Origin of the sequence: Serratia sp. NPDC078593, assembly GCF_050268245.1 — a bacterium.
Taxonomy (GTDB): Bacteria; Pseudomonadota; Gammaproteobacteria; order Enterobacterales; family Enterobacteriaceae; genus JBNNGK01.
Map to the genome: position 1 here is coordinate 51707 of NZ_JBNNGK010000003.1, position 26969 is coordinate 78675.

16 protein-coding genes are annotated in these 26969 nt (G+C 53.6%); 9 read left to right on the plus strand and 7 right to left on the minus strand.

Annotated features, from left to right (window positions below; all coding sequences use genetic code 11):
* Positions 1 to 33: 33 nt before the first annotated feature.
* Genes fruB through fruA form a run of 3 tightly spaced genes read left to right on the plus strand, consistent with a single transcriptional unit; the run spans position 34 to position 3805 of the window.
* Positions 34 to 1167, plus strand: coding sequence for a fused PTS fructose transporter subunit IIA/HPr protein (fruB, locus tag ACQKDS_RS04350; protein WP_399666929.1), 1134 nt, complete (start codon positions 34 to 36; stop codon positions 1165 to 1167).
* A complete protein-coding gene (gene fruK / locus ACQKDS_RS04355; protein WP_399666926.1) occupies positions 1164 to 2105 on the plus strand; it encodes a 1-phosphofructokinase in 942 nt (313 codons plus the stop codon). Before fruB ends, fruK begins: the two co-directional genes overlap by 4 nt.
* Before the next feature lie 11 nt (positions 2106 to 2116).
* Entirely contained in the window at positions 2117 to 3805 is a 1689-nt protein-coding gene (fruA, locus tag ACQKDS_RS04360; RefSeq protein WP_399666923.1) for a PTS fructose transporter subunit IIBC, read from the plus strand.
* Between the two features lie 344 nt (positions 3806 to 4149).
* On the opposite strand, the gene nfo is transcribed toward fruA, so the two are convergent.
* Positions 4150 to 4989, minus strand: a complete 840-nt coding sequence (gene nfo / locus ACQKDS_RS04365; protein ID WP_399666919.1) for a deoxyribonuclease IV — start codon at positions 4987 to 4989, stop codon at positions 4150 to 4152.
* A 99-nt stretch (positions 4990 to 5088) separates the two neighbouring features.
* Complete coding sequence (locus ACQKDS_RS04370) at positions 5089 to 6165, minus strand: YeiH family protein (RefSeq protein WP_399666917.1); 1077 nt, start codon at positions 6163 to 6165, stop codon at positions 5089 to 5091.
* 269 nt (positions 6166 to 6434) lie between these two features.
* Here ACQKDS_RS04370 and yieE point away from each other — a divergent pair, with 269 nt between their 5' ends.
* The 5 genes from yieE to ACQKDS_RS04395 all read left to right on the plus strand — a co-directional run bounded on the left by yieE (position 6435) and on the right by ACQKDS_RS04395 (position 12528).
* Positions 6435 to 7307, plus strand: a complete 873-nt coding sequence (yieE, locus tag ACQKDS_RS04375; RefSeq protein ID WP_399666914.1) for a DNA-binding transcriptional regulator YeiE — start codon at positions 6435 to 6437, stop codon at positions 7305 to 7307.
* A 174-nt stretch (positions 7308 to 7481) separates the two neighbouring features.
* Positions 7482 to 8960, plus strand: coding sequence for an amino acid permease (locus ACQKDS_RS04380; RefSeq protein WP_399666911.1), 1479 nt, complete (start codon positions 7482 to 7484; stop codon positions 8958 to 8960).
* 346 nt (positions 8961 to 9306) lie between these two features.
* The gene (locus ACQKDS_RS04385; RefSeq protein ID WP_399666908.1) at positions 9307 to 10389 is read left to right on the plus strand and encodes a FecCD family ABC transporter permease; all 1083 of its coding nucleotides are present in this window, start codon (positions 9307 to 9309) and stop codon (positions 10387 to 10389) included.
* Complete coding sequence (locus ACQKDS_RS04390) at positions 10389 to 11177, plus strand: ABC transporter ATP-binding protein (protein WP_399666905.1); 789 nt, start codon at positions 10389 to 10391, stop codon at positions 11175 to 11177. Before ACQKDS_RS04385 ends, ACQKDS_RS04390 begins: the two co-directional genes overlap by 1 nt.
* Positions 11178 to 11355: 178 nt before the next feature.
* Positions 11356 to 12528 carry a M20 family metallopeptidase gene (locus ACQKDS_RS04395; protein ID WP_399666902.1) on the plus strand — a complete coding sequence of 391 codons (1173 nt, stop codon included), beginning with the start codon at positions 11356 to 11358 and terminating at the stop codon, positions 12526 to 12528.
* 201 nt (positions 12529 to 12729) lie between these two features.
* Here the strand turns inward: ACQKDS_RS04395 and nifJ are convergent, their stop codons facing one another.
* The 4 genes from nifJ to puuR form a co-directional block, all read right to left on the minus strand.
* Positions 12730 to 16296: a pyruvate:ferredoxin (flavodoxin) oxidoreductase gene (gene nifJ, locus ACQKDS_RS04400; protein ID WP_399667107.1), complete on the minus strand. Its 3567-nt coding sequence runs from the start codon at positions 16294 to 16296 to the stop codon at positions 12730 to 12732.
* 17 nt (positions 16297 to 16313) lie between these two features.
* Positions 16314 to 17966: an NAD(P)-binding protein gene (locus ACQKDS_RS04405; protein ID WP_399667104.1), complete on the minus strand. Its 1653-nt coding sequence runs from the start codon at positions 17964 to 17966 to the stop codon at positions 16314 to 16316.
* Between the two features lie 595 nt (positions 17967 to 18561).
* Positions 18562 to 20559, minus strand: a complete 1998-nt coding sequence (locus tag ACQKDS_RS04410; RefSeq protein WP_399666899.1) for a ligand-gated channel protein — start codon at positions 20557 to 20559, stop codon at positions 18562 to 18564.
* A gap of 496 nt (positions 20560 to 21055) precedes the next feature.
* Entirely contained in the window at positions 21056 to 21613 is a 558-nt protein-coding gene (puuR, locus tag ACQKDS_RS04415) for an HTH-type transcriptional regulator PuuR (protein ID WP_399666896.1), read from the minus strand.
* Positions 21614 to 22571: 958 nt separating this feature from the next.
* Here puuR and ACQKDS_RS04420 point away from each other — a divergent pair.
* Positions 22572 to 23948 carry an APC family permease gene (locus ACQKDS_RS04420; RefSeq protein ID WP_399666893.1) on the plus strand — a complete coding sequence of 459 codons (1377 nt, stop codon included), beginning with the start codon at positions 22572 to 22574 and terminating at the stop codon, positions 23946 to 23948.
* A gap of 1519 nt (positions 23949 to 25467) precedes the next feature.
* Here the strand turns inward: ACQKDS_RS04420 and sbcB are convergent.
* Positions 25468 to 26895, minus strand: coding sequence for an exodeoxyribonuclease I (gene sbcB, locus ACQKDS_RS04425; RefSeq protein WP_399666890.1), 1428 nt, complete (start codon positions 26893 to 26895; stop codon positions 25468 to 25470).
* Positions 26896 to 26969: the final 74 nt, after the last annotated feature.

Here is a 26969-nt window from a genome sequence, read left to right on the forward strand (position 1 = left end):
TGAAACGATTCAATTTAGCAGGAGAGGAGAACCATGTTCCAGTTATCACAGCAAGACATCCACTTGGGGGCTGCCGCCAGTAGCAAGCAGGAGGCTATCCAGCAGGTGGCCGCAGCGCTGACCGCTGCCGGTTGCGTTAGCGCCGCCTATGTTGACGGCATGCTTCAGCGTGAGCAACAAACATCCACTTATCTGGGGAACGGTATTGCCATTCCTCATGGTACCACCGACACCCGCGATCTGGTGCTCAACACCGGGGTACAGGTGTTTCAGTTCCCGCAAGGTATCGAATGGGGTGAAGACCAGACAGCCTATGTTGTCATCGGTATCGCCGCCCGTTCTGATGAACATTTGGCGCTGCTGCGTCAACTCACGCACGTATTAAGCGATGACAGCGTCGCAGAGCAATTGGCGAAAACAACCTCTTCCGATGAGCTTCGTAGCCTGCTGATGGGCGAGAAAAAAACGGCAGAGTTTCAGTTTGACGCCTCGTTGATTGCATTGGACGTTACCGCTGACAGCCTCATGACGTTGCAAGCCTTGAACGCCGGTCGCCTGCAAAAGCTGGGTGCGGTTGATGCCCGTTTTGTCAGTGATGTGATCACCCGTAAACCGTTAAATCTGGGGCAGGGTATTTGGCTGAGCGATAGCGCTGAAGGCAACCTCGGCAGTGCTGCCACGGTAAGCCGCCCGGCACGCGCATTTGACGAAAACGGTGAGCATGTGGCGCTGTTACTCACCGTCGCCGTCGCCGATCCACAGCCGTTGACGGTGCTGAATTATCTTGGCGATCTGCTGTTGGCGCAAAAAGCTGAACGCTTGCTGAAGGCTGATGCCGCCGGCGTGTTGGCATTGTTGACCAGTGACGTGGCAGAAGAGAGTCGTGCACTGACTGCCGAATATACCATTCGTAACGAACATGGCCTGCATGCCCGTCCGGGCACCGCGTTGGTCAACGTTATCAAGCGGTTCAACTGTGACATTACGGTGACTAATCTGGACGGCAGCGGTAAACCCGCCAACGGGCGAAGTTTGATGAAGGTGGTGGCGCTGGGGGTGAAGAAAGGTCATCGCCTGCGCTTTAGCGCCAGCGGCGAAGATGCACAAACCGCACTGAATGCTATCGGGGATGCCATTAACGAAGGATTGGGCGAGGGTGCAGCATGAGCAGAAGAGTCGCAACCATCACATTAAACCCGGCTTATGATCTGGTGGGTTTTTGCCCAGAGATTGAGCGGGGGGAAGTCAACCGGGTTAAAACCGCCGGCCTACATGCCGCCGGGAAAGGCATTAATGTTGCCAAAGTACTGAAAGATTTAGGGATTGACGTCACCGTTGGCGGCTTTTTGGGTAAAGATAACCAAGACGGCTTTCAACTGTTATTCAGCGATCTGGGTATTGCTAACCGTTTTCAGGTGGTGTCAGGCCGTACCCGTATCAACGTCAAATTGACGGAAAAAGACGGCGAAGTGACCGATCTGAACTTCTCCGGTTTTGAGGTAACGCCTCAGGATTGGGAGCGTTTTGTTACGGATTCTCTGAGCTGGCTCGGCCAGTTCGATATGGTGGCGGTCAGCGGCAGTTTGCCGGCAGGCGTAGCGCCGGAAGCCTTCACGGATTGGATGGTTCGTTTACGTGCTCAGTGCCCGTGCATCATTTTCGACAGCAGCCGTGAAGCCTTGGTGGCGGGTCTAAAAGCCGCGCCGTGGTTGGTCAAACCCAACCGTCGAGAGTTGGAAATCTGGGCTGGCCGGCCATTGCCGACGCTGGCTGACGTGGTGGAAACCGCACATGCGCTGCGCGAACAGGGGATTGCGCACGTGGTGATTTCACTCGGTGCCGAAGGTGCGTTGTGGGTGAACGCGTCGGGCGCATGGATCGCCAAACCGCCAGCCTGTGAGGTTGTCAGCACGGTGGGAGCCGGTGACTCGATGGTCGGTGGCCTGATTTACGGCCTGATGATGCGTGAGTCCAGTGAGCATACGTTACGTTTGGCAACGGCCGTCGCCGCGCTGGCGGTAAGCCAGAGCAACGTTGGCGTGACCGACCGTCCGCAGTTGGCCGCGATGATGGCGCGGGTCGATCTGAAACCCTTTAACCAATAGCAGGAGGCAGAATGAAAACGCTGCTGATGATAGACACTTCGCTTGGGCAGGCGCGTAGCCACCTGGCGAAACGCATGTTGGGTGCCGCTGCGGCCAAACAAGGTTTGCAACAGGTTGAGTCTTTGACCGAAGCTGAATTGGTGGTGATTGCCGGGCCGCTGGCTGCCGATCCTGCATTAAACGGCAAAGCGGTTTACGTTGGCGATGTTGAACAGGCGGTGCGCGAGCCGGAAGCCTTTTTGGCGCAGGCCAAAGCCGAAGCTAAACCGTATCAGGCACCGGCTGCGTTGGCCATGGCGACAAACGTCACCCGCCAGAAGCGTATTGTGGCGGTAACGGCCTGTCCGACGGGTGTGGCACATACCTTTATGGCCGCCGAAGCGATTGAAAGCGAAGCGAAAAAACGTGGTTGGTGGGTAAAAGTTGAAACACGCGGTTCTGTTGGTGCGGGCAATGCCATCACGCCTGAAGAAGTGGCGGCGGCAGATTTAGTGATCGTTGCCGCTGATATCGAAGTCGATCTGGATAAGTTTGCCGGCAAACCCATGTATCGTACCTCGACAGGCTTGGCGCTGAAGAAAACCGTGCAGGAGTTGGATAAGGCGCAGGTGGAAGCGGAAGTTTATCAGCCGCAAACACGTGCTAGCACCGGCACTACCGGCGGTAAGAAAAAAGAGAGCGCCGGCCCCTATCGTCACCTGTTAACCGGCGTGTCTTACATGCTGCCCATGGTGGTTGCGGGTGGGCTGTGTATTGCGCTGTCGTTTGTCTTTGGTATCAAGGCATTTGAAGAGAAAGGTACGCTGGCTGCGGCATTGATGCAGATTGGCGGCGGTTCAGCCTTTGCCTTGATGGTGCCGGTTTTGGCGGGGTATATCGCCTTCTCTATCGCCGACCGTCCCGGTCTGACGCCGGGATTGATTGGCGGTATGTTGGCAGTCAGTACCGGAGCCGGCTTCCTGGGCGGTATTATCGCCGGTTTCCTGGCAGGGTACGTTGCCAAGGCGATCAGCGGCAAACTGCGTTTACCGCAAAGCATGGAGGCGCTGAAACCGATCCTGATTATTCCGCTGGTGGCGAGTTTGATTACCGGTTTGATCATGATTTACGTGGTCGGTACGCCGGTTGCCAGAATCATGGAAGGTTTGACCAACTGGTTGCAATCACTGGGTACCGCCAATGCGGTGCTGCTGGGCGCTATTTTGGGTGCAATGATGTGTACCGATATGGGCGGCCCGGTGAACAAAGCGGCCTATGCCTTTGGTGTCGCGTTGCTGAGTTCTTCGGTGTACGCGCCGATGGCGGCGATCATGGCTGCCGGGATGGTGCCACCGCTGGCGATGGGGGTGGCGACGTTGCTGGCGCGTCGTAAGTTTGAGAAGTCTGATCAGGAAGGGGGCAAAGCTGCGTTGGTTCTGGGGCTGTGCTTTATCTCCGAAGGGGCGATTCCCTTTGCCGCGCGCGATCCGATGCGGGTGTTGCCGTGCTGTATCGCCGGTGGTGCGCTGACTGGTGCGCTGTCGATGGCGGTTGGCGCGAAACTGATGGCACCGCACGGCGGCCTGTTTGTGCTGCTGATCCCGGGGGCTATCTCGCCGGTGCTACTGTACCTGTTAGCGATTGTCGCTGGGACGCTGTTGGCCGGGGTGGCTTATGCGCTACTGAAACGCCCAGACGCAGCGGTGACACCCACAGCCTGAGGTGTTAACTCCGGGATACCTCGAGGGGTATCCCGGCGGCAAACGGATACATCTTGATGAGCCTACATGGGAACTGAGTTGGATAGTTGAGCCGAGTCAACAACAATACCGCTGAGGTAGGACGGGCGGATAAAAAACCGGAGCCAATATGTGCTCCGGTCAGACTGCTGACAAAGCGTGTTATTAGGGAAAGCGTGCCGAAGGGATCGTAGCGGCCTGCCGCCGGAGCGCCCCTCGGTGCGCTAGGCCCGAGTATCTCGGGTTCAAAGGTAATTTTGTTATCAACCTACCTCACCGGAGCCAGTATTAGCTCCGGTTTTTTATGCCTATTATTGGCGCAGGCGCTATTGCTGTGCTTTCAACCAAGCGATCTCTTCCGCCCAAATATCTGGATTCACGGTTTCGAGAATCAACGGGATATTGTCAAAACGTGCGTCACGCATAATATAGCTAAACACCGTTTTACCGATGTTGCCTTCTCCCAGGCTGTGATGGCGATCGACACGACTGTTGAATTCGCTTTTCGCGTCATTCAGGTGCATGCCGCGTAGATAGTGCATACCCACGATGTCATCTAATGCTTTAAAAGTATGCTGACAATCTTCTTCGGTACGCAAATCGTAACCGGCAGCAAAGGCGTGGCAGGTATCGATACACACGCCGACGCGGCTTTTGTCTTCGACACCGTCAATAATTGCCGCCAAATGTTCAAATTTAAAGCCCAGGTTGCTGCCTTGACCGGCGGTGTTTTCAATCACCGCCGTCACACCTTGGGTTTTATCCAGCACGATATTGATGGATTCGGCGATGCGCGCCAGACAGCTATCTTCATCAATCTGCTTTAAATGACTGCCGGGATGGAAATTCAGCAACGTTAGCCCTAACTGTTCGCAGCGCTGCATTTCGTCGAGAAAAGCATCGCGTGATTTTTCCAATGCATCGGCCACCGGATGGCCCAGGTTAATCAGGTAGCTATCATGCGGCAGAATTTGCCCTGACCCGTAGCCATATTGCTCGCACGCGCGTTTGAATTTATCAATCACATCCGTGGTCAGGGCTGCTGCCTTCCATTGACGCTGATTTTTAGTGAACAGGGCGAATGCGGTCGCCTCCAGTTCGTGTGCGCGGATGACCGCCTGATCCACGCCGCCTGACGCGCTGACATGTGCACCGACAAACTTCATTTTCATTCTCCTGTAGTATCGGCGACATTATGCATTGATAGCGACAAGTGTGAAAGGTAGGGCACGCATGGGCCTGAGCTTCAGGCCCGCAGGGATCGATTAGAACAAATGTTGCACCAGCTGATTGATGGCACCGCCGCCGACGATCAACCAAATGAACAGCAGCGTTGCCAGCAAAATGGGTTTCATACCGGCCTGACGCACCGCACTAATGTGGGTGGTGAGACCCAGCGCCGCCATTGCCATGGCTAACATCCAGGTGTCGGCGGTGATCAGATGATGCACCAGCGTGACGGGGATCAGATTAAACGAGTTCAGCCCAGCGACGGCAATAAACAGCACCGCGAACCACGGAATAGTAATGGCAGACTTTTCACCTTTGCCTGCGCTGCTACCACGGCCAATATAGCCAGACAGCAGCAAGAGAAACGGTGCCAGCATCATGACACGGATCATTTTGGCGATCACCGCGGCGTTTTCCGCCTCTGGGCCGATGGCATGCCCGGCTGCGACGACTTGCGCGACTTCGTGAATGGTTGAACCGGTATAGATGCCAAAGGTTTCCTGGGTGAACGGTAGCCAAGCGAATTGCTGATTCAGATGATAAAGCCACGGGTAAGCAAAGATCGCCAGCGTACCAAATACCACCACGGTCGAGACGGCCACTGCCACTTTACTGGAGTCGGCTTTTAATACCGGCTCGGTCGCCATGACCGCCGCCGCGCCGCAGATACTGCTACCGGCGCCGATCAACATTGCCGTTTGATTATCGATGCCGAAGACTTTTTTCCCCAGCCAGCAGGCGAGCAAGAAGGTGCTGGTTAAGGTTAAGGCATCAATAATAATGCCGGTCGCGCCCACGTCTGCGATTTGTTGAAAGGTCAGACGGAAGCCGTACAGAATGATGCCAAGCCGGAGTAATCGCTGTTTGGCAAGTTGCACGCCGCTGTGGCAACTCGGTTGCAGCCACGGATAAACGGTATTGCCGATGACAATGCCGAAAATAATCGCCAGCGTCAGCGCACCTAACCCCAAATTGGCGATCCAGGGGATGTCGCCAGCCCAAATGGCGATGGCCGTAAGCCCGCCCGTCAGCACCAATCCGGGCACCAAACGTGGAAGACCAAACAGCGGGAAGCGCCGTTCAGGGAAAGGGGATGAAGTATCGGTTGCCATGCGTTGAGTCCTTTGTCTGTGATTCTACGGACAAGGTTAGAGGGTTATGATATAAAAGAGAAATTAGTTATATATTTATAACCAATCTAAATAACTGGTATAAGAAGCCTCTGGTTATGCGTGCTGGCTCAGACCGTAGCGGGCAAACGTGATAATCTGAATGCAATGATTTGTGGTAAGCGGCTTACCAATTAGGGAGGGTCGCCTGTTAATTTCACGCGTGTGCGCGGGAGAACCTTGCCCGGCCACTTGTCAATTCTGAGATGAGTATGCATATCACTTTACGTCAACTGCAGGTGTTTACCGAAGTGCTAAAGAGTGGCTCAACGACTCAGGCATCCGTGGTGTTGGCGCTGTCGCAGTCGGCGGTGAGTGCGGCGTTAGCGGATCTTGAGGGGCAGTTAGGCGTACAGTTGTTTGATCGCGTCGGTAAACGGCTAGTGATCAACGAACACGGCCGTTTACTGTATCCGAAAGCGCTGGCGTTACTTGAACAGGCCAGCGAGATCGAGCAGTTGTTCCGTTACGATGGTGGGGCACTGCGCATTGCGGCCAGCAGTACCATTGGCAATTATATGCTGCCGGAAATGATTGCGCGTTACCGTAACGATTTCCCCGCGACGCCGTTAGAATTGAACGTGGGCAATAGCCAGGATGTGATCGGTGCCGTAGCCGATTTTCGCGTTGACTTGGGGTTGATTGAGGGGCCATGTCACATGCCGGAACTGGTGACTCAGCCATGGTTGGACGACGAACTGGTGGTGTTTGCTGCGCCGGACAGCCCATTAACACAACAACCGTTGACGCTGGCGGTGTTGGCTAAATCGCCGTGGATCCTGCGCGAGCGGGGTTCTGGTACGCGTGAAATATTAGACCATTTATTACTTGCCCATTTGCCACATTTTCAGTTGGTGATGGAGTTAGGTAACTCAGAGGCCATCAAACATGCGGTGCGTCACGGGATTGGCATCAGTTGTCTGTCGCGTCGGGTGATAAGCGATCAGTTGGCAGCCGGAACGCTGGTGGAGTTGAAAGTGCCATTGCCACCCTTAATGCGCACGCTGTATTTGATCCATCATCGGCAAAAACACATCTCTAACGCGTTACAGCGTTTCCTCAGCTATTGCACGCTGTCAGTATAAGTATAAAACCCCGATCTGCTTCACATTAATGATATTAAGTTGGGTGATGAGAGGTATTGCTAATAATTATCACTGAATTATGAAGCTATCTTATATCATCGTAATGTTACTAGTGCATAGGTGGGTATTTGCTACAATCCGCCCTCAATTTTTTGACGAGCAGATAGGGTAAGAATGGCTCAGCAGGATATAAAAACATCGGGGCAGCAAGCACCCGGACTTCGCCGCGAGTTAAAAGCGCGACACTTAACCATGATTGCCATTGGTGGTTCCATCGGTACCGGCCTGTTTGTCGCCTCTGGCGCAACGGTTTCGCAGGCAGGCCCTGGCGGGGCACTGCTGTCTTACGCGCTGATTGGCTTAATGGTTTATTTCTTAATGACCAGCTTGGGTGAATTGGCGGCGTTTATGCCGGTTTCTGGTTCATTCTCCACCTACGGTGCTAAATACGTCGAAGAAGGTTTTGGTTTCGCGCTGGGTTGGAACTATTGGTATAACTGGGCGGTCACCATTGCTGTCGACTTGGTTGCGGCGCAACTGGTGATGAGCTATTGGTTCCCGGATACGCCAGGCTGGATTTGGAGCGCCTTGTTCCTCGGCTTGATGTTCTTGCTCAACTACATATCAGTGAAGGGCTTTGGCGAAGCGGAATATTGGTTCTCACTGATTAAAGTGACCACGGTGATTATCTTTATCGCTATCGGCGTGCTGATGATTGTTGGCATTTTAAAAGGGGGTGAGCACGCGGGTTGGGAAAACTGGACCATCGGTGATGCGCCGTTTGCGGGCGGTTTCTCCGCGATGATCGGCGTAGCGATGATCGTCGGCTTCTCGTTCCAAGGCACCGAGCTGATTGGCATCGCTGCCGGTGAGTCTGAAAACCCAGGTAAAAATATTCCGCGTGCGGTTCGTCAGGTATTTTGGCGTATTCTGTTGTTCTATATTTTTGCCATCTTGATTATCAGCCTGATCATTCCTTATACCGATCCAAGCCTGTTGCGTAACGACGTGAAAGATATCAGCGTCAGCCCGTTCACGTTGGTATTCCAACATGCAGGCCTGCTATCAGCGGCGGCGGTGATGAATGCGGTCATTCTGACGGCGGTGCTGTCAGCCGGTAACTCTGGCATGTATGCATCGACCCGTATGCTGTTTACCCTGGCCTCTGAAGGTAAAGCACCGCGCATCTTTGCCAAGTTGTCAAAAGGTGGCGTGCCGCGCAATGCCTTATATGCCACAACCGTAGTGGCAGGGCTGTGCTTCCTGAGCTCGATGTTTGGTAACCAATCCGTGTATTTGTGGTTGTTGAACACCTCCGGTATGACCGGGTTTATCGCGTGGTTGGGGATCGCCATCAGTCATTATCGTTTCCGCCGTGGTTACATGCTACAGGGGCGCGATTTGGGTGAATTGCCGTACCGTTCCGGTTTCTTCCCGGTAGGGCCGATCTTTGCCTTTGTGCTGTGCCTGATTATCACCCTTGGTCAAAACTACCAGGCTTTCCTGGAAGACAAAATTGACTGGTACGGTGTCACCGCAACCTATATTGGTATTCCTCTATTCCTGATTATCTGGTTCGGTTATAAGCTGACGCGCGGCACCCGCGTGGTGAAGTACAGCGAAATGGAATTCCCCAAGATGGATGTGAAGTAACCCTCACATTGCTTTGAACGCGGCGGTGCGCCGCCGCGTTATTTCCTTCGACGTTTTATCTCTGAAAGTCCTCACTGCGCGGTGATTAGCCCTTTTTGCTGTTTTGGCACGTCACTGGCGTCACCTTAATACCTCGAAAAAATGTCACTAATCGCCGTATGCCCACATTCTTCGCAAATAAAACCTTATAGATAATTATTTGAGATAATGGTTATTTGCGTGATTGATAAGTATTATCGTTTGCTTTACTGTTAGAATCTGCTGCATCCCTGATGCCACGTACTTTCTCGGTAATATCGTCTCTTTGGTAGACGTTAACATCGTCGTCGTAATAGGTAGCCAAATAATGAGTGTAACCACCGATCCTTTGCCACCGGTAAAAGGACAATCTCGCGTCCAGGTGATGGGGCACTATCAACATATTCTTCGCCATCGCCTGATGATAATGGGCGTGTTAGCGCTGGCGATCGCCGGTTCGCTGCTGTTGGATTTCACCATGGGTCCAGCCGGATTATCGCTGTCTACGCTGTGGGAAACACTGGTTCATCCTGCCACGGCAGATGCGGGTACCCGCGTGATTGTTTGGGATATCCGTTTGCCCTATGCGCTCATGGCGGTGGTGGTGGGCATGGCGTTAGGCTTGGCCGGCGCTGAGATGCAAACGATTTTGAATAACCCGCTCGCCAGTCCCTTTACGCTGGGCGTGTCATCTGCCGCCGCGTTTGGCGCGGCGTTGGCGATTGTCTTGGGCATTGGCTTGCCGGGGATTCCTGCGCAGTGGTTTATCTCCGCCAATGCCTTTGTGTTTGCGCTGTTTGCCGCATTGATGTTGGATGGCATTACCCGCTGGACGCGGGTTGCTACGTCCGGCGTCGTGCTGTTCGGTATTGCGCTGGTCTTTACCTTTAATGCATTGGTATCGATGATGCAATTTATCGCCAGTGAAGATACCTTGCAAGGCTTGGTCTTCTGGACGATGGGCAGCCTGGCGCGCGCATCGTGGGAGAAGCTCGGTATTCTGCTGGCGGTCTTCGCGGTGTTGCTGCCGTTGTCGATGATGAGCAGTTGGAAATTGACAGCGCTCCGCTTAGGGGAAGATCGTGCCGTCAGCTTCGGTATTGACGTGCGTCGTTTGCGTTTGGCGACCCTATTGCGCATCAGTATTCTTTCTGCGTTGGCGGTAGCGTTCGTCGGGCCGATTGGATTTATCGGTCTGGTTGCCCCGCATATTGCGCGCATGATGTTTGGTGAAGATCACCGTTTTTATCTGCCAGCCAGTGCGCTGATTGGGGCATTAGTGCTGTCGATGGCGTCGGTCGCGTCGAAAAACTTGGTGCCAGGCATCATTATTCCGGTGGGTATTGTGACCTCGCTGGTCGGCGTGCCCTTCTTCCTGAGTATTATCTTGCGCCACCGGGGGAATGTCTGATGAATCAGGGCTTACGTATTGAGCAGTTCACTGCCGGTTATCCGAAACGCCCGGTGATTACCAATCTGTCGGTGCCGTTACTCCCGCGTGGGAAAATTACCGTGCTATTAGGGCCGAACGGCAGCGGTAAATCGACGTTATTACGCTCGTTGGCCGGGTTGAATGCAGCAGAAGGGCAACTGTGGCTAGACGACAGCGATTTGATGCAAATGCCGTTCGCGCGCCGTGCGGAGCGGGTGGTGTATCTACCGCAATCGTTGCCTGCCGGCGTGCATTTGCACGTGCTGGAATCGATCATTGTGGCTCAGCGTGCCTCTGGTGGCCGCAGCAATGCCAGTAGTGAAGGTGAAGTGATGGCATTGCTGGAGCAGCTTGGCATTGCCCATCTGGCGCTAAGCTATTTAGATCAACTGTCCGGCGGTCAAAAGCAGTTGGTGGGCTTGGCGCAGTCATTGATTCGTCAGCCATCATTGCTGTTATTGGATGAGCCGCTCAGCGCGCTTGACCTGAATTACCAATTCCATGTGATGGATTTGGTGCGCCGTGAAACCCGTAAACGCAACATCGTGACGGTGGTGGTGGTGCATGATATCAATATCGCACTGCGCCATGGCGATCATGTCTTGATGCTGCAAGACGGCAATATGATCGCCGATGGGGTGCCAGAACAGGTTATCACTCCGCAGAGTTTGGCGCAGGTATATGGCGTACGTGGGCGTATTGAGCGTTGCTCGCAGGGAATGCCGCAGGTATTAATCGATGGGTTAGTCAACGAGCCGGTGGTGTGACAAACCTTCAGCGTTCTGCGCTGCGGATAACCCGAACCCAATAACCATGCGCTTTTAATGGCTATTGTGTGATTTTGTGAATAGTGCCACAACGCGTTAAGCGCGGGTCTGCAATGGTGGAAGGTACAGTCGTGCTGTGACGCGGCGGTGATTGCTTTCCACCAACCAGGACATTCGCATGATGCAGGAACAGGAGTGGCAACAACTTGCCCAACATATCGCCGACTGGCGTGCGGCGATCCATCGTTACCCAGAGTTATCCCACCAAGAGCGCTTGACCACCGAGTATATTTGCCAGCAGTTATCCGCATTTCCAGCGTTACACATCAGCCGTCCGGCGGCAACGGGCGCGGTGGTGCGGCTGAAAGGCGCATTACCGGGACGAACCATTGCATTTCGGGCGGATATTGATGCTCTGCCCGTTGAAGAGAAAACCGGTTTGCCGTGTTGCTCGACAAGGCCAGGGATGATGCATGCCTGCGGCCATGATATTCACACCGCAATCTTAATGGGCGTTGCCAGTACACTGGCTGAGCGCTGGCAAACGCTTAAAGGTGAAGTGGTATTTATTTTCCAGCGTGGCGAGGAAATGTCGCCCGGTGGCGCGAAAGAACTGATTGATTCAGGCACGTTAAAAGACGTAGAGATGTTCTTTGCCTTACATGTATTGCCAGCATTGCCGTGTGGCACCCTCGCGTTAAAGCGCGGAATTGCCAGCGCCAACCGTGATACGTTCAATATCTGGTTGCATGGCAAGGGCGGGCACAGCTCGATGCCACATTTGACGGTAGATCCTTGCATCGCCGCTGCGGAAACCGTTCTGGCATTACAAACGATTGTTGCGCGGGAGCTCAATCCGCAAGCGTCAGCCGTGCTCTCCGTATGCAGTTTGGTATGCGGTGATGGCACCACCTCAGCAATCCCTAATGACGCGCATATCTGTGGAACCAATCGCACATTCACGGCAGAGGTACGGCAACAAATCAAAAATGCCATGACACGTATGGTTCATGGTCTTGCTCAGGCTCACCGTTGCGAAGCGGAAATAAGGTTTGATGATTGGGACTACTCTGCCATCGTGAATGATGACGCATTATGTGACATTGCCGAACGCGTTGTGCGCTCCTTGGGGAATCACTCCCGTTTTCTTGAGCAGCATGAGCCGATGTTTATCGGTGAGGATTTTTCGGAGTATCGGGCACAGGCGCCGATTTGCTTTGTCTGGCTGGGCGTTGGCGATGGGCAGGAGGCACCGCCACCGCTGCATAACTCTTATTTTAATCCTGATGAACGCGCCCTGTTACAGGGGGCAAAATATTTTTTGGGGTTGGCACAAGAGCTGGTGATGTGACGTCCAGGCTGGATAACCGGTAGTTATGAGACGGGTAAGAATATGTGTTTGTTACATCACTCATCTTTTCAGCAGGCGTAACATCGAAAAGCGGTGTGCCGAATCGGGTGAAAAGACAAACCGAAGGGGCCAAACGCCAGCCCCTCCAAGCGGATGACAACCAGATAGCCTACTGGTTTTGTCATCCTTTGCTTAAGTTACCTAACGTCGAGCGTCTGGATGAAACGCACTGGCCGGGCGAGTCGCCATATTTTCATAGGTTGCCCATTTTTGCCGCGCCACGTTTTGTGCGATGGTCATCAGCCGTTCAGCTTCTTGTGGGTTTTGCCGCATTAGTGCCAGGAAGCGAGTTTCGTGCTTCCGGTATTCATATAACGGCAGCGTTGGCCGCAGGCTGTCTAACGTGAACGGATTATGCCCCTCTTCGCGCAGCACCGGGTTATAACGCATCAGCGGCCAGTGGCCCGCATCCACCGCACGTTTTTGCTGCTGAAGCCCCAGCGTCATATCGATACCGTGGGCGATACAGTGGCTATAGGCAATAATCAACGATGGCCCGGGATATGCTTCTGCCTCCCGCATGGCTTGCAGCGCCTGTTGCGGGCTCGCGCCAAAAGCGATACGGGCGACGTAGACGTTACCGTATGAGATGGCTTGCAGTGCCATATCTTTTTTCGCCATGGTTTTCCCCCCGGCGGCAAATTTAGCGGTTGCGCCTAAAGGCGTTGATTTAGACATTTGCCCGCCGGTATTGGAGTAGACCTCGGTGTCCATGACCAGAATATTAATATCGCGCCCCGAGGCTAACGCGTGGTCCAGACCGGACGAACCAATATCATAGGCCCAGCCATCACCGCCGACGATCCAGATGGAGCGGCGAACCAGATGATCCAGCAAACTATACAGATTTAGCACTGCTTCTGAGGTTTCTCCGGCCAGTCGCTCACGAACCCTAGCTAGCCGCTGACGCTGTTGGTTGATCTCTGATTCAACCTGCTGTGGCGCATTGACTATCTCATCCACTAACGCCTGACCGAGTTGCGGAACAAAAGCTTGCAGTGCCTGCGCGGCTTGCTGCCGGTGTTGATCGGCGGTCAAACGAAAGCCCAAGCCAAACTCGGCATTATCTTCAAATAACGAATTAGACCAGGCCGGGCCTTTACCTTGGTGATTTTTCGCCCATGGCGTGGTCGGCAAGTTACCGCCGTAGATGGATGAGCAACCCGTTGCATTGGCGACCATCATGCGGTCACCAAAAAGTTGCGTGAGCGCTTTCAGATAAGGCGTTTCGCCACAACCGGAACAGGCACCAGAAAACTCGAATAGCGGTTCCAGATATTGCACACCGCGCACGGTGGAGAAATCGATAGCGGCGCGTTCGGGCCACGGTAGGGTATTGAACCAGTCGAGCGAGGTTTTTTCTCGCTCCAGAATGGGCAGTTTATCGACCAGATTGATGGCGCGGATTTCGTTGCCCTCTGCATCTTTTGCCCGCACTGGGCAGGCATCAATGCACAGGTTGCAGCCGGTACAATCCTGAGGGTAAACCTGTAGGCTATACAGCGTATCGGGGAAGCCGCGCGCGCTGATCGGCGCCCGTTTAAAGCCGTTTGGCGCACCTTCGGCCAGGCTGTGATGATAAAACTTCGCGCGGATGGCGGCATGAGGGCAAACAAACGAGCAGTTACCGCATTGGATGCACAGATCTTCGCGCCATTCTGGGATCGCCAAAGCAATATCGCGTTTTTCCCATTGTGTGGTGGCGGTGGGGTAAGTCCCGTCCGCAGGCAACATGGATACCGGGATTCGGTCACCACGATCCTGTAACATTTCTGCGGTGACTTCGCGTACGAAACGTGGTGCATCAGGCGAAATTGACCAACCGCTGTCTGCGGCCTCTGTGGCCTGTGATGGAACGGACACCTGATGCAAATTAGCCAGCGTAGCGTCAACCGCAACAAAGTTACGCTCAACGATGGCGCGGCCTTTCTTGGCATATGTTTTTTCAATGCTGTGTTTAATCAGGGCGATCGCCTGTTGTTTTGGCATCACGTGAGACAGGGCAAAGAAACAGGTTTGCATAATGGTATTGATGCGAGTGCCCATGCCGGTATTGCGTGCTACGTTGGCGGCGTCGATCACGTAAAAAGAGAGCTTTTTCTGCTGGATCTGGCGCTGAATTTGCGCGGGCAGATGAGCCCAAATGTCGTCTGCGGAATAAGGGCTGTTCAATAAGAACGTGGCCCCCGGTGCAGCCGCGCTCAGTAGATCGAGCGTTTCAACAAAGTTGAACTGATGGCAGCCGATAAAGTTTGCCGAGCTGATCAGATAAGGTGAATCAATCGGATCTGCGCCAAACCTGAGGTGAGATGTGGTGCGGGAGCCCGATTTTTTTGAGTCATAGACAAAATAGCCCTGCGCATGATACGCCGGTAGTTCACCAATAATCTTAATGCTGTTTTTGTTCGCGCCGACGGTGCCGTCAGATCCCAGCCCAAAGAACAGCGCGCGGACTTGATTTTCCGGTTCGATATGCCAGTTTTCGTCCCAAGCCAGGCTAAGGTGAGTGACATCATCGTGGATACCGATGGTGAAGAAATCCTTGGCATCTGGCCGATGTTGCGCCTCCAGTACGGCTTTGGCCATCGCGGGGGTAAATTCTTTCGAAGAGAGACCGTAGCGACCACCGCTTAATTTTGGCAGGTGTTTTCGTTTACCGTGTTGTAGCGCGCGGACCAATGCCGCCAGCGTATCAAGATACAGCGGCTCGCCGTTGGCGCCCGGCTCTTTGGTTCTATCCAACACCGTAACGAATTTGGCGCTTACGGGCAGGGCGTTCACCAAGGCGTCTGCCGGGAAAGGGCGATAGAGATGAACGGTAATGACACCATACTTGCCGCCCTCGGCATTCAGTACGTCAATGGTCTGGCGCACGGTTGCCGCAGCGGATCCCATGATAACGATCACGTGCTCTGCATTGGCGGCACCGTAGTAATCGACCAGCTGATAGCGGCGGCCAGTGAGTTGCGCGAACTTATCCATTGTGCGTGAAACGATGGCGGGAACGCGATCGTAGTAGGCGTTAACGCTTTCTCGCCCCTGAAAGTAGGTATCCGGGTTTTGTGCTGTGCCCCGCATGATCGGTTGGTCTGGGTTCAGTGCACGCTGACGATGCTCGCGCACCAAACGGTCGGCTATCATGCTGCGTATCTGCGCGTCACTCAGCCGCGCAATCTTATTCACCTCATGCGAGGTTCGAAAACCATCAAAGAAGTGGATAAAGGGGATCCGTGACTCCAACGTGGCGGCATGGGCGATCATCGCCATATCTTGTGCTTGTTGCACCGACGCGGCAGCCAGCATCGCGAAGCCGGTGGTTCTTGCCGCCATCACATCTTGATGATCGCCGAAAATGGATAAGCCCTGCGCCGCCAACGAGCGTGCCGCTACGTGAAAAACGGCGGCAGTGAGTTCGCCGGCAATTTTGTACATATTTGGCAGCATCAGCATCAGCCCCTGCGAGGCCGTAAATGTGGTACTGAGCGCGCCCGCCTGAAGAGCGCCGTGTACCGTGCCGGCGGCACCGCCTTCGTGCTGCATTTCCATAATGGCGGGAACATTGCCCCAGAGGTTGGGGATCTGCTTGGCAGACCACTCGTCGGCCAGTTCGGCCATGTTCGAGGAGGGGGTAATCGGATAGATAGCGCAAACCTCGCTAACTTTGTAGGCCACCCAAGCGGCTGCCTCACTGCCGTCGATCATCACCATGTTGTCGTTTTTATCACTCATGACCGAGCCTCCTCTGCTACCATCTCAATTGCATGGCAGGGACATTGGTTAAAGCATGCCGCGCAGCCGGTGCATAAATCATAATTAAATTCGTATCTCAGCCCTTTGCCGAGTTTGATAACTGCCCCCTCAGGGCAGGCACCGTAGCAGCCGTCGCATTCAAAGCAATTTCCGCAGGAATAACAGCGGGACGCTTCATAACGCGTCTGTTCTGCGGTTAATCCGCCGATGATTTCATCAAATCCTTCACGGCTTTCCGGGGTGACAATTGGCTGGTGGATCGCGCTGGCATCCGTGCTGTACCACAGGTGCAATCCCGGATAGGCCATCACGGGAACGGGCGCAGGTTGGTGGTAGGGTAAATTTCGTAGCCAGCCGTCAATATGACGCGCCGCTTTCTTGCCATGGCCGGTGGCGATGGTCACCGTGCGTTCGGAAGGCACCATGTCTCCCCCGGCAAAAATGCCAGGAACACAGGTCATCATGTGTTCGTCAACGTCGACCACGCCGTCTTGGTGCTGCTTGATGCCAGGGATACGCTCCAGAACCGACAGGTCGACGTCTTGCCCCAACGCCAATATCACGCTGTCGGCCTGCAAGGTTTCAAACTGGCCGGTAGGCTGGGGACGCCCATCGGCATCAACTTCCATTTTTTCGACGGTCATCGTGGTGTTATCGATATTACGAATGGTGCGCAGCCAGTTAATTTTGACGCCTTCTTCCATCGCTTCGTCTGCTTCAAACGTGTGGGCGGGCATGTGATCGCGGTCGCGACGATAGATGATCATCACTTCTTCTGCGCCCAGCCGTCGTGCGGTCCGCGAGGCATCCATCGCCGTATTCCCGCCGCCGTAGATAGCCACGCGACGCCCCAATTGGGGCGCATCACCGCGTTCAACGGCAGACAGATAGCTGACGGCATCCAGAATTTTCCCAGCTTCGCGGGCGGGAATATCCACTTTTTTCGCCAGATGTGCGCCGATAGCCATGAAGACGGCGTCAAAGCCCCCGGCTTCTTTTACCGCCATCACGTCGTCCACTTTTTGATTCAGTTTTAGCGTGACGCCGGTATCCAGAACTTGCTGGATTTCACGATCCAATATGTCTCTGGGCATACGGTAGGCGGGGATACCGAAGCGCATCATGCCGCCGGCCATGGGGCCGGCTTCGTGTATTTCGACCACGTGACCCAGACGGCGCAAATGCCAGGCGCAGGATAGGCCGGAAGGGCCAGCACCAATGACCAACACTTTTTTACCGCTGTTGGCCGACGTGAATTTGGGTTTCCAGCCATTGAGTAAAGCTTGATCGCCGAGAAAACGCTCCACCGCATGGATACTCACGGTTTGGTCAACCTGGGTACGGTTACAGCTATTTTCGCACGGGTGGTAGCAGACGCGGCCATGAACGGCTGGCATGGGATTATTGGCGGTTAGGCTTTGCCAGGCTTCTTCATAGTGCCCTTCTTGTGCTAACGCGAGCCAGGCCTGAATGTTTTCACCCGCGGGACAGGCGTGGTTACAGGGGGGAAGAGAATCCTGATAGATCGGTTTATGCCGACGGACAGGGCCGGTGCCGGAAGCGTGCAACAGATCCGGTGGAAGTGTCATATCATTTTTAGTTTTGCTCATAACATTGCTTATTTTTATGGTTGTTTTAACAACGGTGACAGATGATCCTCCCTAGGGCCTAACGCATTAAAATCATGAAGTTAATCTTATCTGAATACGGTTTAATGGCGCTAGAGGAGGGCTTAACTGCTGATGTGAGATGGCAAAGTAAAAACGTCAAACTCGTTAGTTACCATGGCAGCAACCGGCAAGCGCGGTATTCGGGCAAATCAATAAATGGTTAATTAATGAACGTATTTTTTAATTTTTGTGATGAAAATCACACCGGAAGGGAGAGGTAAATAACTTAATTTTATTGTGGTTGACGGGGGAGCGTCGCGGTTGGTGATTGCAGCGGATGCGTTAAATGCTGATTCACAAGGGGGAATAGAGCCAATCCGCAATGACAGAATTATCATATGGAGAGCGCAGCTTGCGCTATGCCCTCCATGGTGTTGCGTTGTTAACCACCGAACAGACACATTGCCGAGCTTAAGGTTGATGACAACGTTGACGTTAAATCCGAGACAGGCTGGCCTAGCGCACCGAAGTGCGCTCAGGTGGCAAGCCGCCACGCTTTCCCTAATAACGGGGTTTGTCAGCAGTCTGAGGCCCGTCGCCGAGCCTCTTCCTATCAGAAGCTGTAAGTCATACCGATGGTATAACGACGGCCATCCAACGTGGTGTTGTAGTTTTCGTAATCAACGGTTTTATCCAGAATGTTATAAACCCCGCCGGTGACCAACAGATCCTTGCTGGCTTTATAGCTGACACCCGCATCGATAAAGGTATAAGACGGTGTGCTTTTCGCCATGCTGGTGCGGCTCAGGTAATCCGATGTTTTACTGCGGAAGTTCAGGCGTGACCACAGACCGACGTCTGGCGTTGCTTGCCAGTCGAGCACGGTGTTGAACATATGCTTCGGCATTTTGTTCAACGGTTTGCCTTGGTGTTCACCGCTCTTTTGTTCGGATTCGGTATAGGTGTAGTTGGCGGTCAGCCCCCACTCTTTGGTTATATCCCAACCCATTGTCGCTTCGACGCCGCGCATATTTGCTTTATCGACGTTGATACGATCGCTGATGAAATAATAGGCGGTGTTACCGATCATGCATTGTGCATCGCCATCACCACTATCGCAGCGGCGTATTTCGGTGATTTTATCTTTGAAATCGGTATTGAACAGGGTTACGCCAGCATTCAATCCGCGTTGGTTATCCCACATTACGCCGATCTCTTCGCTCAGGCTCTTCTCCGGTTTTAGATCGGGGTTGCCGATAATGATCGACGTACGGCCACCGCCAGTAATTTGCCCCCAGTTGGCGGAAGACTGACGCAGATCCGGTGAGCGATAACCGGCAGATATGCCGCCTTTTAACGTCCACTGTTCGGCTAAATGCCACACGCCGTACATGCGCGGTGTCCAGTGATTGCCATAGTTCTGATCCTGATCCATGCGCAGACCGGTTGTCAGGCTGAAATCATTGGTCAGCGCCCATTCGTCTTCAGCAAACAGTGCCCAGCTCCAGCGCGTTAACTTATTCAAACCATCGGCTGCGGCTAACTGGTTACCTTGATCGCTCAATTTCTCATACCGGTACTGACCGCCGACGTTGAGCATATGGTCACCGAGTTCAAACTGAGTCTGGGTATTGAAGATGGTGTTATACATCTTCATGTTGCGGCCAGGGTTATTGGTTTCTTCACGTTGGACGTAGCTGGTGGTGTTGCCGAAGTCGTAATAACCGTTGTGGGTGACGGCATAGTTGGTGCGTTCGTAGCGGCTATCGCTGGCGCTATTCGGCGTACATTTACCGTTTCGGCAGTTTTCTGTTGCCATCGATTTGCCCGGCGTACTGTTACGATCCTGCAATGAGCGGCCAATTTCGAAGTCAAAATCATTCTGATCGTTGGGGGTCAGGCTGAACACCGCGGTGCCGCTGCGCATGCGCTGTTCGTTATATCCATGGATAATCTTATCTTCGGCGCGGCGTGACAGCAGGCCATTAACGCGCAGGCCGAGTAATCCTTCAATCAATGGGCCGGATGCATAGGCGTTAGTCTGGAATATATCACCGGAATCGCGGTTTTCCTGGAAGGTCGCATCACCGTGCAGTGATCCGGTCCAGGCTTTGGTGGTCGATGTTTTACGCGTAATGATGTTGATCACGCCGCCCATCGCATCGGAACCGTATAACGAAGACATCGGCCCGCGTACCACCTCGATGCGCTCGATGGCTTCAAGCGGGGGCAGCCAGCCTTGTTCAATCCCGGCATTGTCACTGTTAGGTCGGGTGCCACGGGTATCGACCCGTTTACCATCCACTAAAATCAGCGTGTATTTAGACGACATACCGCGGATGCTGATGTCGCTGCTGCTTCCTCCGCCGGTCACGACTACACCGGGCACATCTTTTAATGCGTCGGTGACATCGCGGTAGGCTTTATCTTCAATTTGCTTACGGGGGATTACCGAGATGGATGCCGCTGAGTCTTGGATCTTTTGCTGGAACCCCGAGGCGGTAACAACCATGGTGTCCTGCTGGGTGTCTTGGCCTGCGGCAAAAGCAGCATGGCTGGTAAGCGACGCGATGATGAATGCTGTGATTTTGTTGTAGATTGGCTTTTCCATGAGGTAATGATTCCCGGCCTTAAATACAGGCAGGCTCTGCCCGTTAATGTATTGACTATTAATAAAAATCCATTGCATCACTGTGAATGCAACAGCCCAAGGTTCCAACGTAAGGCTATTGTAAGGAATTTAATGCAAATGTAAACGCAAATGATAATGCATATCATTCTGTTGGTTGGGGATCTGAGAAAGAGAGATTGTCTGCGAAACTATTTTTTAATTTAAAATAGGTTAATCATGCGGTTAATGATGTGTAAGGTAAGCCGTTATGGCAAGTGTTAGCCCAAGCGCCATTGGCAATAGATGATAACGTCTATCATTTATCGGTTGGCATTGGCTCAAACAAGATGATGAGACACCTGTGCGGCAGGAATGGTATATGACAGACATTGCTCAAGACGTTTATTGGGCAAATCGTGCGAGCAGGTGATTCTCGCACGATTTGTGCCGAAAGCAGCGCTAGGTTGGATGCCCGAGCACCGCCATCGCATCGGCTTTAAAATGTTGTCGGCGTATGTGCGCTGACAATGCGGCACACGTGCGTTGAGGGATTACTGAAACTGTGAGGAATGCCGGTATTGATCACGTAGCTTTGTCCGGCACTGAGTGTATAGCTTTGGCCATTGATGGTTAAAACAATTTCACCCTCCAGCAGGGTGCCGATTTCCTCACCTTGGTGCTTGATCTTTTCGCCGGTCGTGGTGCCTGGCTGATAGGTTTCCAGCATCATTGCCAGGTTGCGCGTTGGACTCCCGTTATGTACCAGCTTCATCGATACGCCTTGGCTGCCGATTTCTATCAGATCGTCGGCGTTGATCACCACCTTAGGCTCCTCTTGCCGCTCCGGCTCAGCAAAAAACTCCGATAGCGATAACCCATAGGCTGTTAACAGTTTTTGCAGCGTACTAATGGCAGGGCTAACCTTATCCTGTTCGATGGTGCTGATCGCGCTGTGGGTCAACCCGGACAGTTCGGCCACCCGGCGTTGTGACAAACCCAATTGCTGGCGGATTTGTGACAGACGCTTACCTGGCGCCAAGCTGGCTTCGCTCATAATCGGACTTCCTTATAAAAAGGTGATTGGCAGTGATCATGCCGCCAAACGATAGCGGGATGATGACTGTGGAAAATATATTGCCCGTACTACTCCCCGTCAAGGTAGAACAAACGCTACGCAGAATGCAGGGAGGAACACGGTTCCGGTCAAAAAAGTTCTCAATTTAGCCAGACGAGTTGAATGATTAACCGGCAGTGTAATCGTGGAAAAACAAATATGTTAGGACTTTACCCCGCAAAATGGATGTTATTTCGAGCGATGAAGTTTTCCGCCGTCCACAAACGGTGTCGCGTTGAGATCGGTTACTGGGGGGAGTGGGGCGTTTTGCCATATTTATCTCGTCGGTAAATCATATAAATTTATGTGAGTGAACGTTGGCAAACCGAACCTGAGATTTTCTGGATGTTGAAGAATGCGTAAAAATGTTAATACAAAGATAAATAAATTGTTTTTAGTAAGGTGATTAGCGGAGTTATTCGCCAGTTGGCAGACGTTAAGCACGTTTTACTAAAAGAATTTGCATAAGACGCTTACTGGATCTTGTCATCTGGCGCATTTCTGATGCAAAATATACCAAATGCAGATAGCCGACGCTTTAAAGCGTCGGTTATTTTTTTTGCATTTTTGTTTTGTAAACTGAGCGTTTCATACACCAAGAGAGGCCGGTCTTCGAGCCGGATAGATAAACAGTTTCGTGCACGATCAACCAAAACTTTATGGTCGTGACTCATGAGGATAAGAAAGATGGGGCAATTTTTCACTTTAGTACCGGTGCCCGCCGGTTTCCGCTGCGGCCGCAGCGATTACGGAGCAGCAGCCAAGGCAGCCTTGACGCGCTATCCCGCAATCAATACCCCTCTTTTAGAATTCAGTCGCCTGTTGCGAAGTTTCCCCGCAACCTTGAGTCTTAGCGTGTCTACTCTCCGCAAGTCTGAAGGTAAGGGGGGGCTGCGCCATGTCCGATAATATCCTTAGCGCTGCCGCTACCGCTCCGGCACCCCGTGCTCAATTGCGTAAAACGCTGACATTGATTCCTGTTGTCATGATGGGGTTGGCTTACCTGCAACCAATGACCATTTTTGACACCTTTGGTATCGTTTCAGGCCTGACGGATGGCCACGTTGCGACGGCCTATGCGTTTGCGCTGTTGGCGGTGTTGTTCACCGCGCTCAGTTACGGCAAGTTGGTCAGAAAGTTCCCTTCAGCGGGTTCAGCTTATACCTATGCCCAAAAAGCCATTGGCCCACATGTTGGCTTTATGGTGGGTTGGTCATCGCTGTTGGATTATCTGTTTATGCCGATGATCAACATCTTATTGGCAAAAATCTATCTGGAAGCGATCTTCCCAGGTGTGCCTTCGTGGATTTTCGTCGCGGCGTTGGTCGGGCTGATGACGCTCTTTAATCTGCGCGGTATCAAACTGGTAGCTAACCTGAACTCCATTATTGTGGTGGTACAGGTGGCGATTATGATCGTTTTCCTGGGCTTGGTGATTAACGGTGTTTATCACGGTGAAGGTGCAGGCCAACTGGTGAGCAGCCGACCATTCTGGTCAGAGGATGCGCACGTGGTGCCAATGATCACCGGAGCCACTATTCTGTGCTTCTCTTTCCTCGGCTTTGATGGCATTAGCTCACTGTCGGAAGAGACCAAAAACGCAGAAAATGTGATCCCGAAAGCCATCTTCCTGACTGCACTGATTGGCGGCATCATCTTTATCGTGGTGTCTTATTTCGTGCAGCTGTACTTCCCGGATATCTCTCGCTTCAAGGAGCCGGATGCATCACAACCTGAAATCATGCTGTATGTGGCCGGTAAGTTCTTCCAGTCGGTGATTCTGGTGTTCTCTTGCGTAACGGTTCTGGCTTCCGGTATGGCAGCGCACGCGGGTGTATCTCGCTTAATGTACGTGATGGGCCGTGATGGCGTATTCCCGCAGCGGTTCTTCGGTTATGTTCATCCAAAATGGCAAACGCCAGCGTTGAACGTACTGCTGGTTGGGGTGATTGCCCTGTCGGCCGTATCGTTTGATCTGGTGACCGCAACGGCGTTGATCAACTTTGGTGCATTGGTGGCCTTTACCTTTGTCAACTTGTCGGTGATTTCGCAATTCTATATTCGCGATAAGATGAACCGTACCGTCAAGGACACCATTAACTATTTGATCTTGCCTATTATGGGGGCGCTCACGGTGGGTGCGCTGTGGCTGAACCTGGAAACCAGCTCGATGACGCTGGGTCTGGTATGGGCCGCCATTGGCCTGATTTATCTGGCGTTTGTCACCCGTAGCTTCCGTCTTCCTGTGCCACAAGCCAGTGAAGATTTGGCCTAACCCCAACTTGGTGTTGGTCACGATAAGAAAGGCGGTGAAAGCGTAATGTGCATTTGCTAACGCCTTTTTTATCAGGTCTATGGGTATTTTAGGTCGTTCTCTGCGTGTCATAAGATGAAGCGTTGCGAATCGACTAAGTCAGGGGGTAAAGGTATGCCCCCTGACAATCCACTCATTCCCCAAACTCAGTTGATTGGCTGTGCCAACGACACGCCTTCTTTCTGCGTATCATCTTCGGTGCGTAAACGTCCCGTTTGCCTCGCCTAAAACCCGTCCTTAGGGCTTTCCCCGTCGCTTATTTCCGTCATTCATCGTTTCTGTAGGGGCGTGGCATGCCGTGCCCGACCGGTTGTTTAATGCCGGATACGGGATGCAGGCCGGGCGTGCCCGGCCACTACGGCGGGGTAATAGCGGCGATGTTTGGCTGCGTGATGAGGTTGTCTGTAGGGGCGTGGCACGCCGCGCCCGATTGATTGTTTAATGCCGGATACGGGGTGCAGGCCGGGCGTGCCCGGCCACTACGGCGGGGTAATAGCGACGATATTTGGCTGCGTGATGAGGTTGCCTGTAGGGGCGTGGCACGCCGCGCCCGACCGGTTGTTTAATGCCGGATACGGGGTGCAGGCCGGGCGTGCCCGGCCACTACGGCGGGGTAGGCTGCGTGATGAGGTTGTCTGTAGGGGCGTGGCATGCCGCGCCCGATTGATTGTTTAATGCCGGATATGGGATGCAGGCCGGGCGTGCCCGGCCACTACGGCGGGGTAGGCTGCGTGATGAGGTTGTCTGTAGGGGCGTGGCATGCCGCGCCCGACCGGTTGTTTCATGCCGGATACGGGGTGCAGGCCGGGCATGCCCGGCCACTACGGCGGGGTAGGCTGCGTGATGAGGTTGCCTGTAAGGGCGTGGCATGCCGCGCCCGACCGGTTGTTTCATGCCGGATACGGGTTGCAGGCCGGGCGTGCCCGGCCACTACGGTGGGGTAGGCTGAGTGATGAGGTTGCCTGTAGGGGCGTGGCATGCCGCGCCCGACCGGTTGTTTAATGCCGGATACGGGATGCAGGCCGGGCGTGCCCGGCCACTACGGCGGGGTAGGCTGCGTGATGAGGTTGCCTGTAGGGGCGTGGCACGCCGCGCCCGACCGGTTGTTTAATGCCGGATACGGGATGCAGGCCGGGCGTGCCCGGCCACTACGGCGGGTAGGCTGAGTGATGAGGTTGCCTGTAGGGGCGTGGCATGCCGCGCCCGATTGATTGTTTAATGCCGGATATGGGATGCAGGCCGGACATGCCCGGCCACTACGGCGATATTTGGCTGAGTGATGAGGTTGCCTGTAGGGGCGTGGCATGCCGCGCCCGACCGGTTGTTTAATGCCGGATATGGGATGCAGGCCGGGTGTGCCCGGCCACTACGGTGGGGTAATAGCGGCGATGTTTGGCTGCGGGTTATGGCAAGTGCCACGTAACAACGCCCAATGCCGCTCAGGCTTAACGCAACGGCATTAGGCGGCGCGGTCTTCAGGTTATCCCACCAGTTGTTTGCCGTAATCAAACAGCGCTTTCAACTGCGCCATTTTGGCTTTATCCCCTTCATGCAGGTTATAGAGCGCTTCCAGTTGCAAGATGTAGCGCTCGACCTTTTCGGCGTTGAGCACCTCCCGGCGGTGCTGTAACCAACGTCGTTGCTCGCTGTCGTCTAATGTGTTGGGGTAGTTACGTGCCCTGAAACGGAACAGCAATTCTTTCATTCTGCCATCGTTAAACGTCAGATCCAGCGCGGGCAAATGTTGCGGTTTGGTTTGCTGAATGATTTTCATCGCTGCTTTGTCAGCATCGCTGAAGAAACCGTCATACAGTTTGGCATCGACATCATCGCTTGGGATAAACGGCTCGGCTTCGGCATACAGCGCGACGACTTTTTCCCGCACCTCTGGGTGTTGTCGCAGGATGTTCAGATTATTCAGACATGCTTGCCGATCGATGCCTAATCGTTCGGCATTCTCTGGCAGCAAAGTTTTAGCCGGTGCTAATACCGGGCACTTGTTGATGTGCACCAATTTGATGGGAATAGGCGCTTGATCGGCAGCCAGTTGATCGCGCCGGGTATACAGGCGCTCACGCAGTTGGTCTGCTTCCAAATCCAGCAGTGGGGTAATATCGCCGGCTAGATCGCACATGATCACGGCGTTTTTATTGTCTGGATGCCAAGCCAGCGGAGCAACCCAACTGGTATTGCTGCGTGCTGCACCAAACATACCAGAAACGTGCACTAAAGGCGTCATGTCAGCGATGTCGATCAAGGCGTTTAGTTTATGTTTGTTGCGGTGTTGCAGCAGATAATCAAACAACCTAGGTTGTGCCTGCTTCACCAACTTGGCCATGGCGATGGTGGCGTACACGTCTGACATCGCATCGTGCGCCTGCTCGTGTTCTACACCGTTGGCGCGGGTCAAGTGTTCTAAACGGAAACTTGGAAAGCCGTCTTCGTTTTCAGGCCAAACGATGCCTTCTGGCCGCAGAGCATAGCAGGCACGCATGACATCAAGCAGATCCCAACGGGAATTCCCATGCTGCCAGCTGTAGGCGTAAGGATCGTAAAAGCTGCGATAAAAAATATTACGGCTGACTTCATCATCAAAACGAATGTTGTTGTAACCGAGAATACACGTATTCGGCACGCTGAATGCCTCGTGGATCTGACGGGTAAACTCTGCTTCACATACGCCTTTTGCCTGTGCCTCCTGCGGTGTGATGCCGGTAATCATTACCGCTTCTGGATCGGGCAGATAGTCGTCGGCTGGGGCACAGTAGATAACCAGCGGATCTTCAATAATGTTGAAGTCCATATCGGTTCGTACACCGGCGAATTGCGCTGGGCGATCCATCGAAGGGCTTTTGCCGAAGGTTTCATAATCGTGGATGTAGAATGTGGCCGGTGCCTTGCTGCTCAAAATTGCATCTCTTCAGTCGCATAGTGAATAGCCACTATTGTAACGACGTACCGCGCGATGCCAAGTGGTGGTAA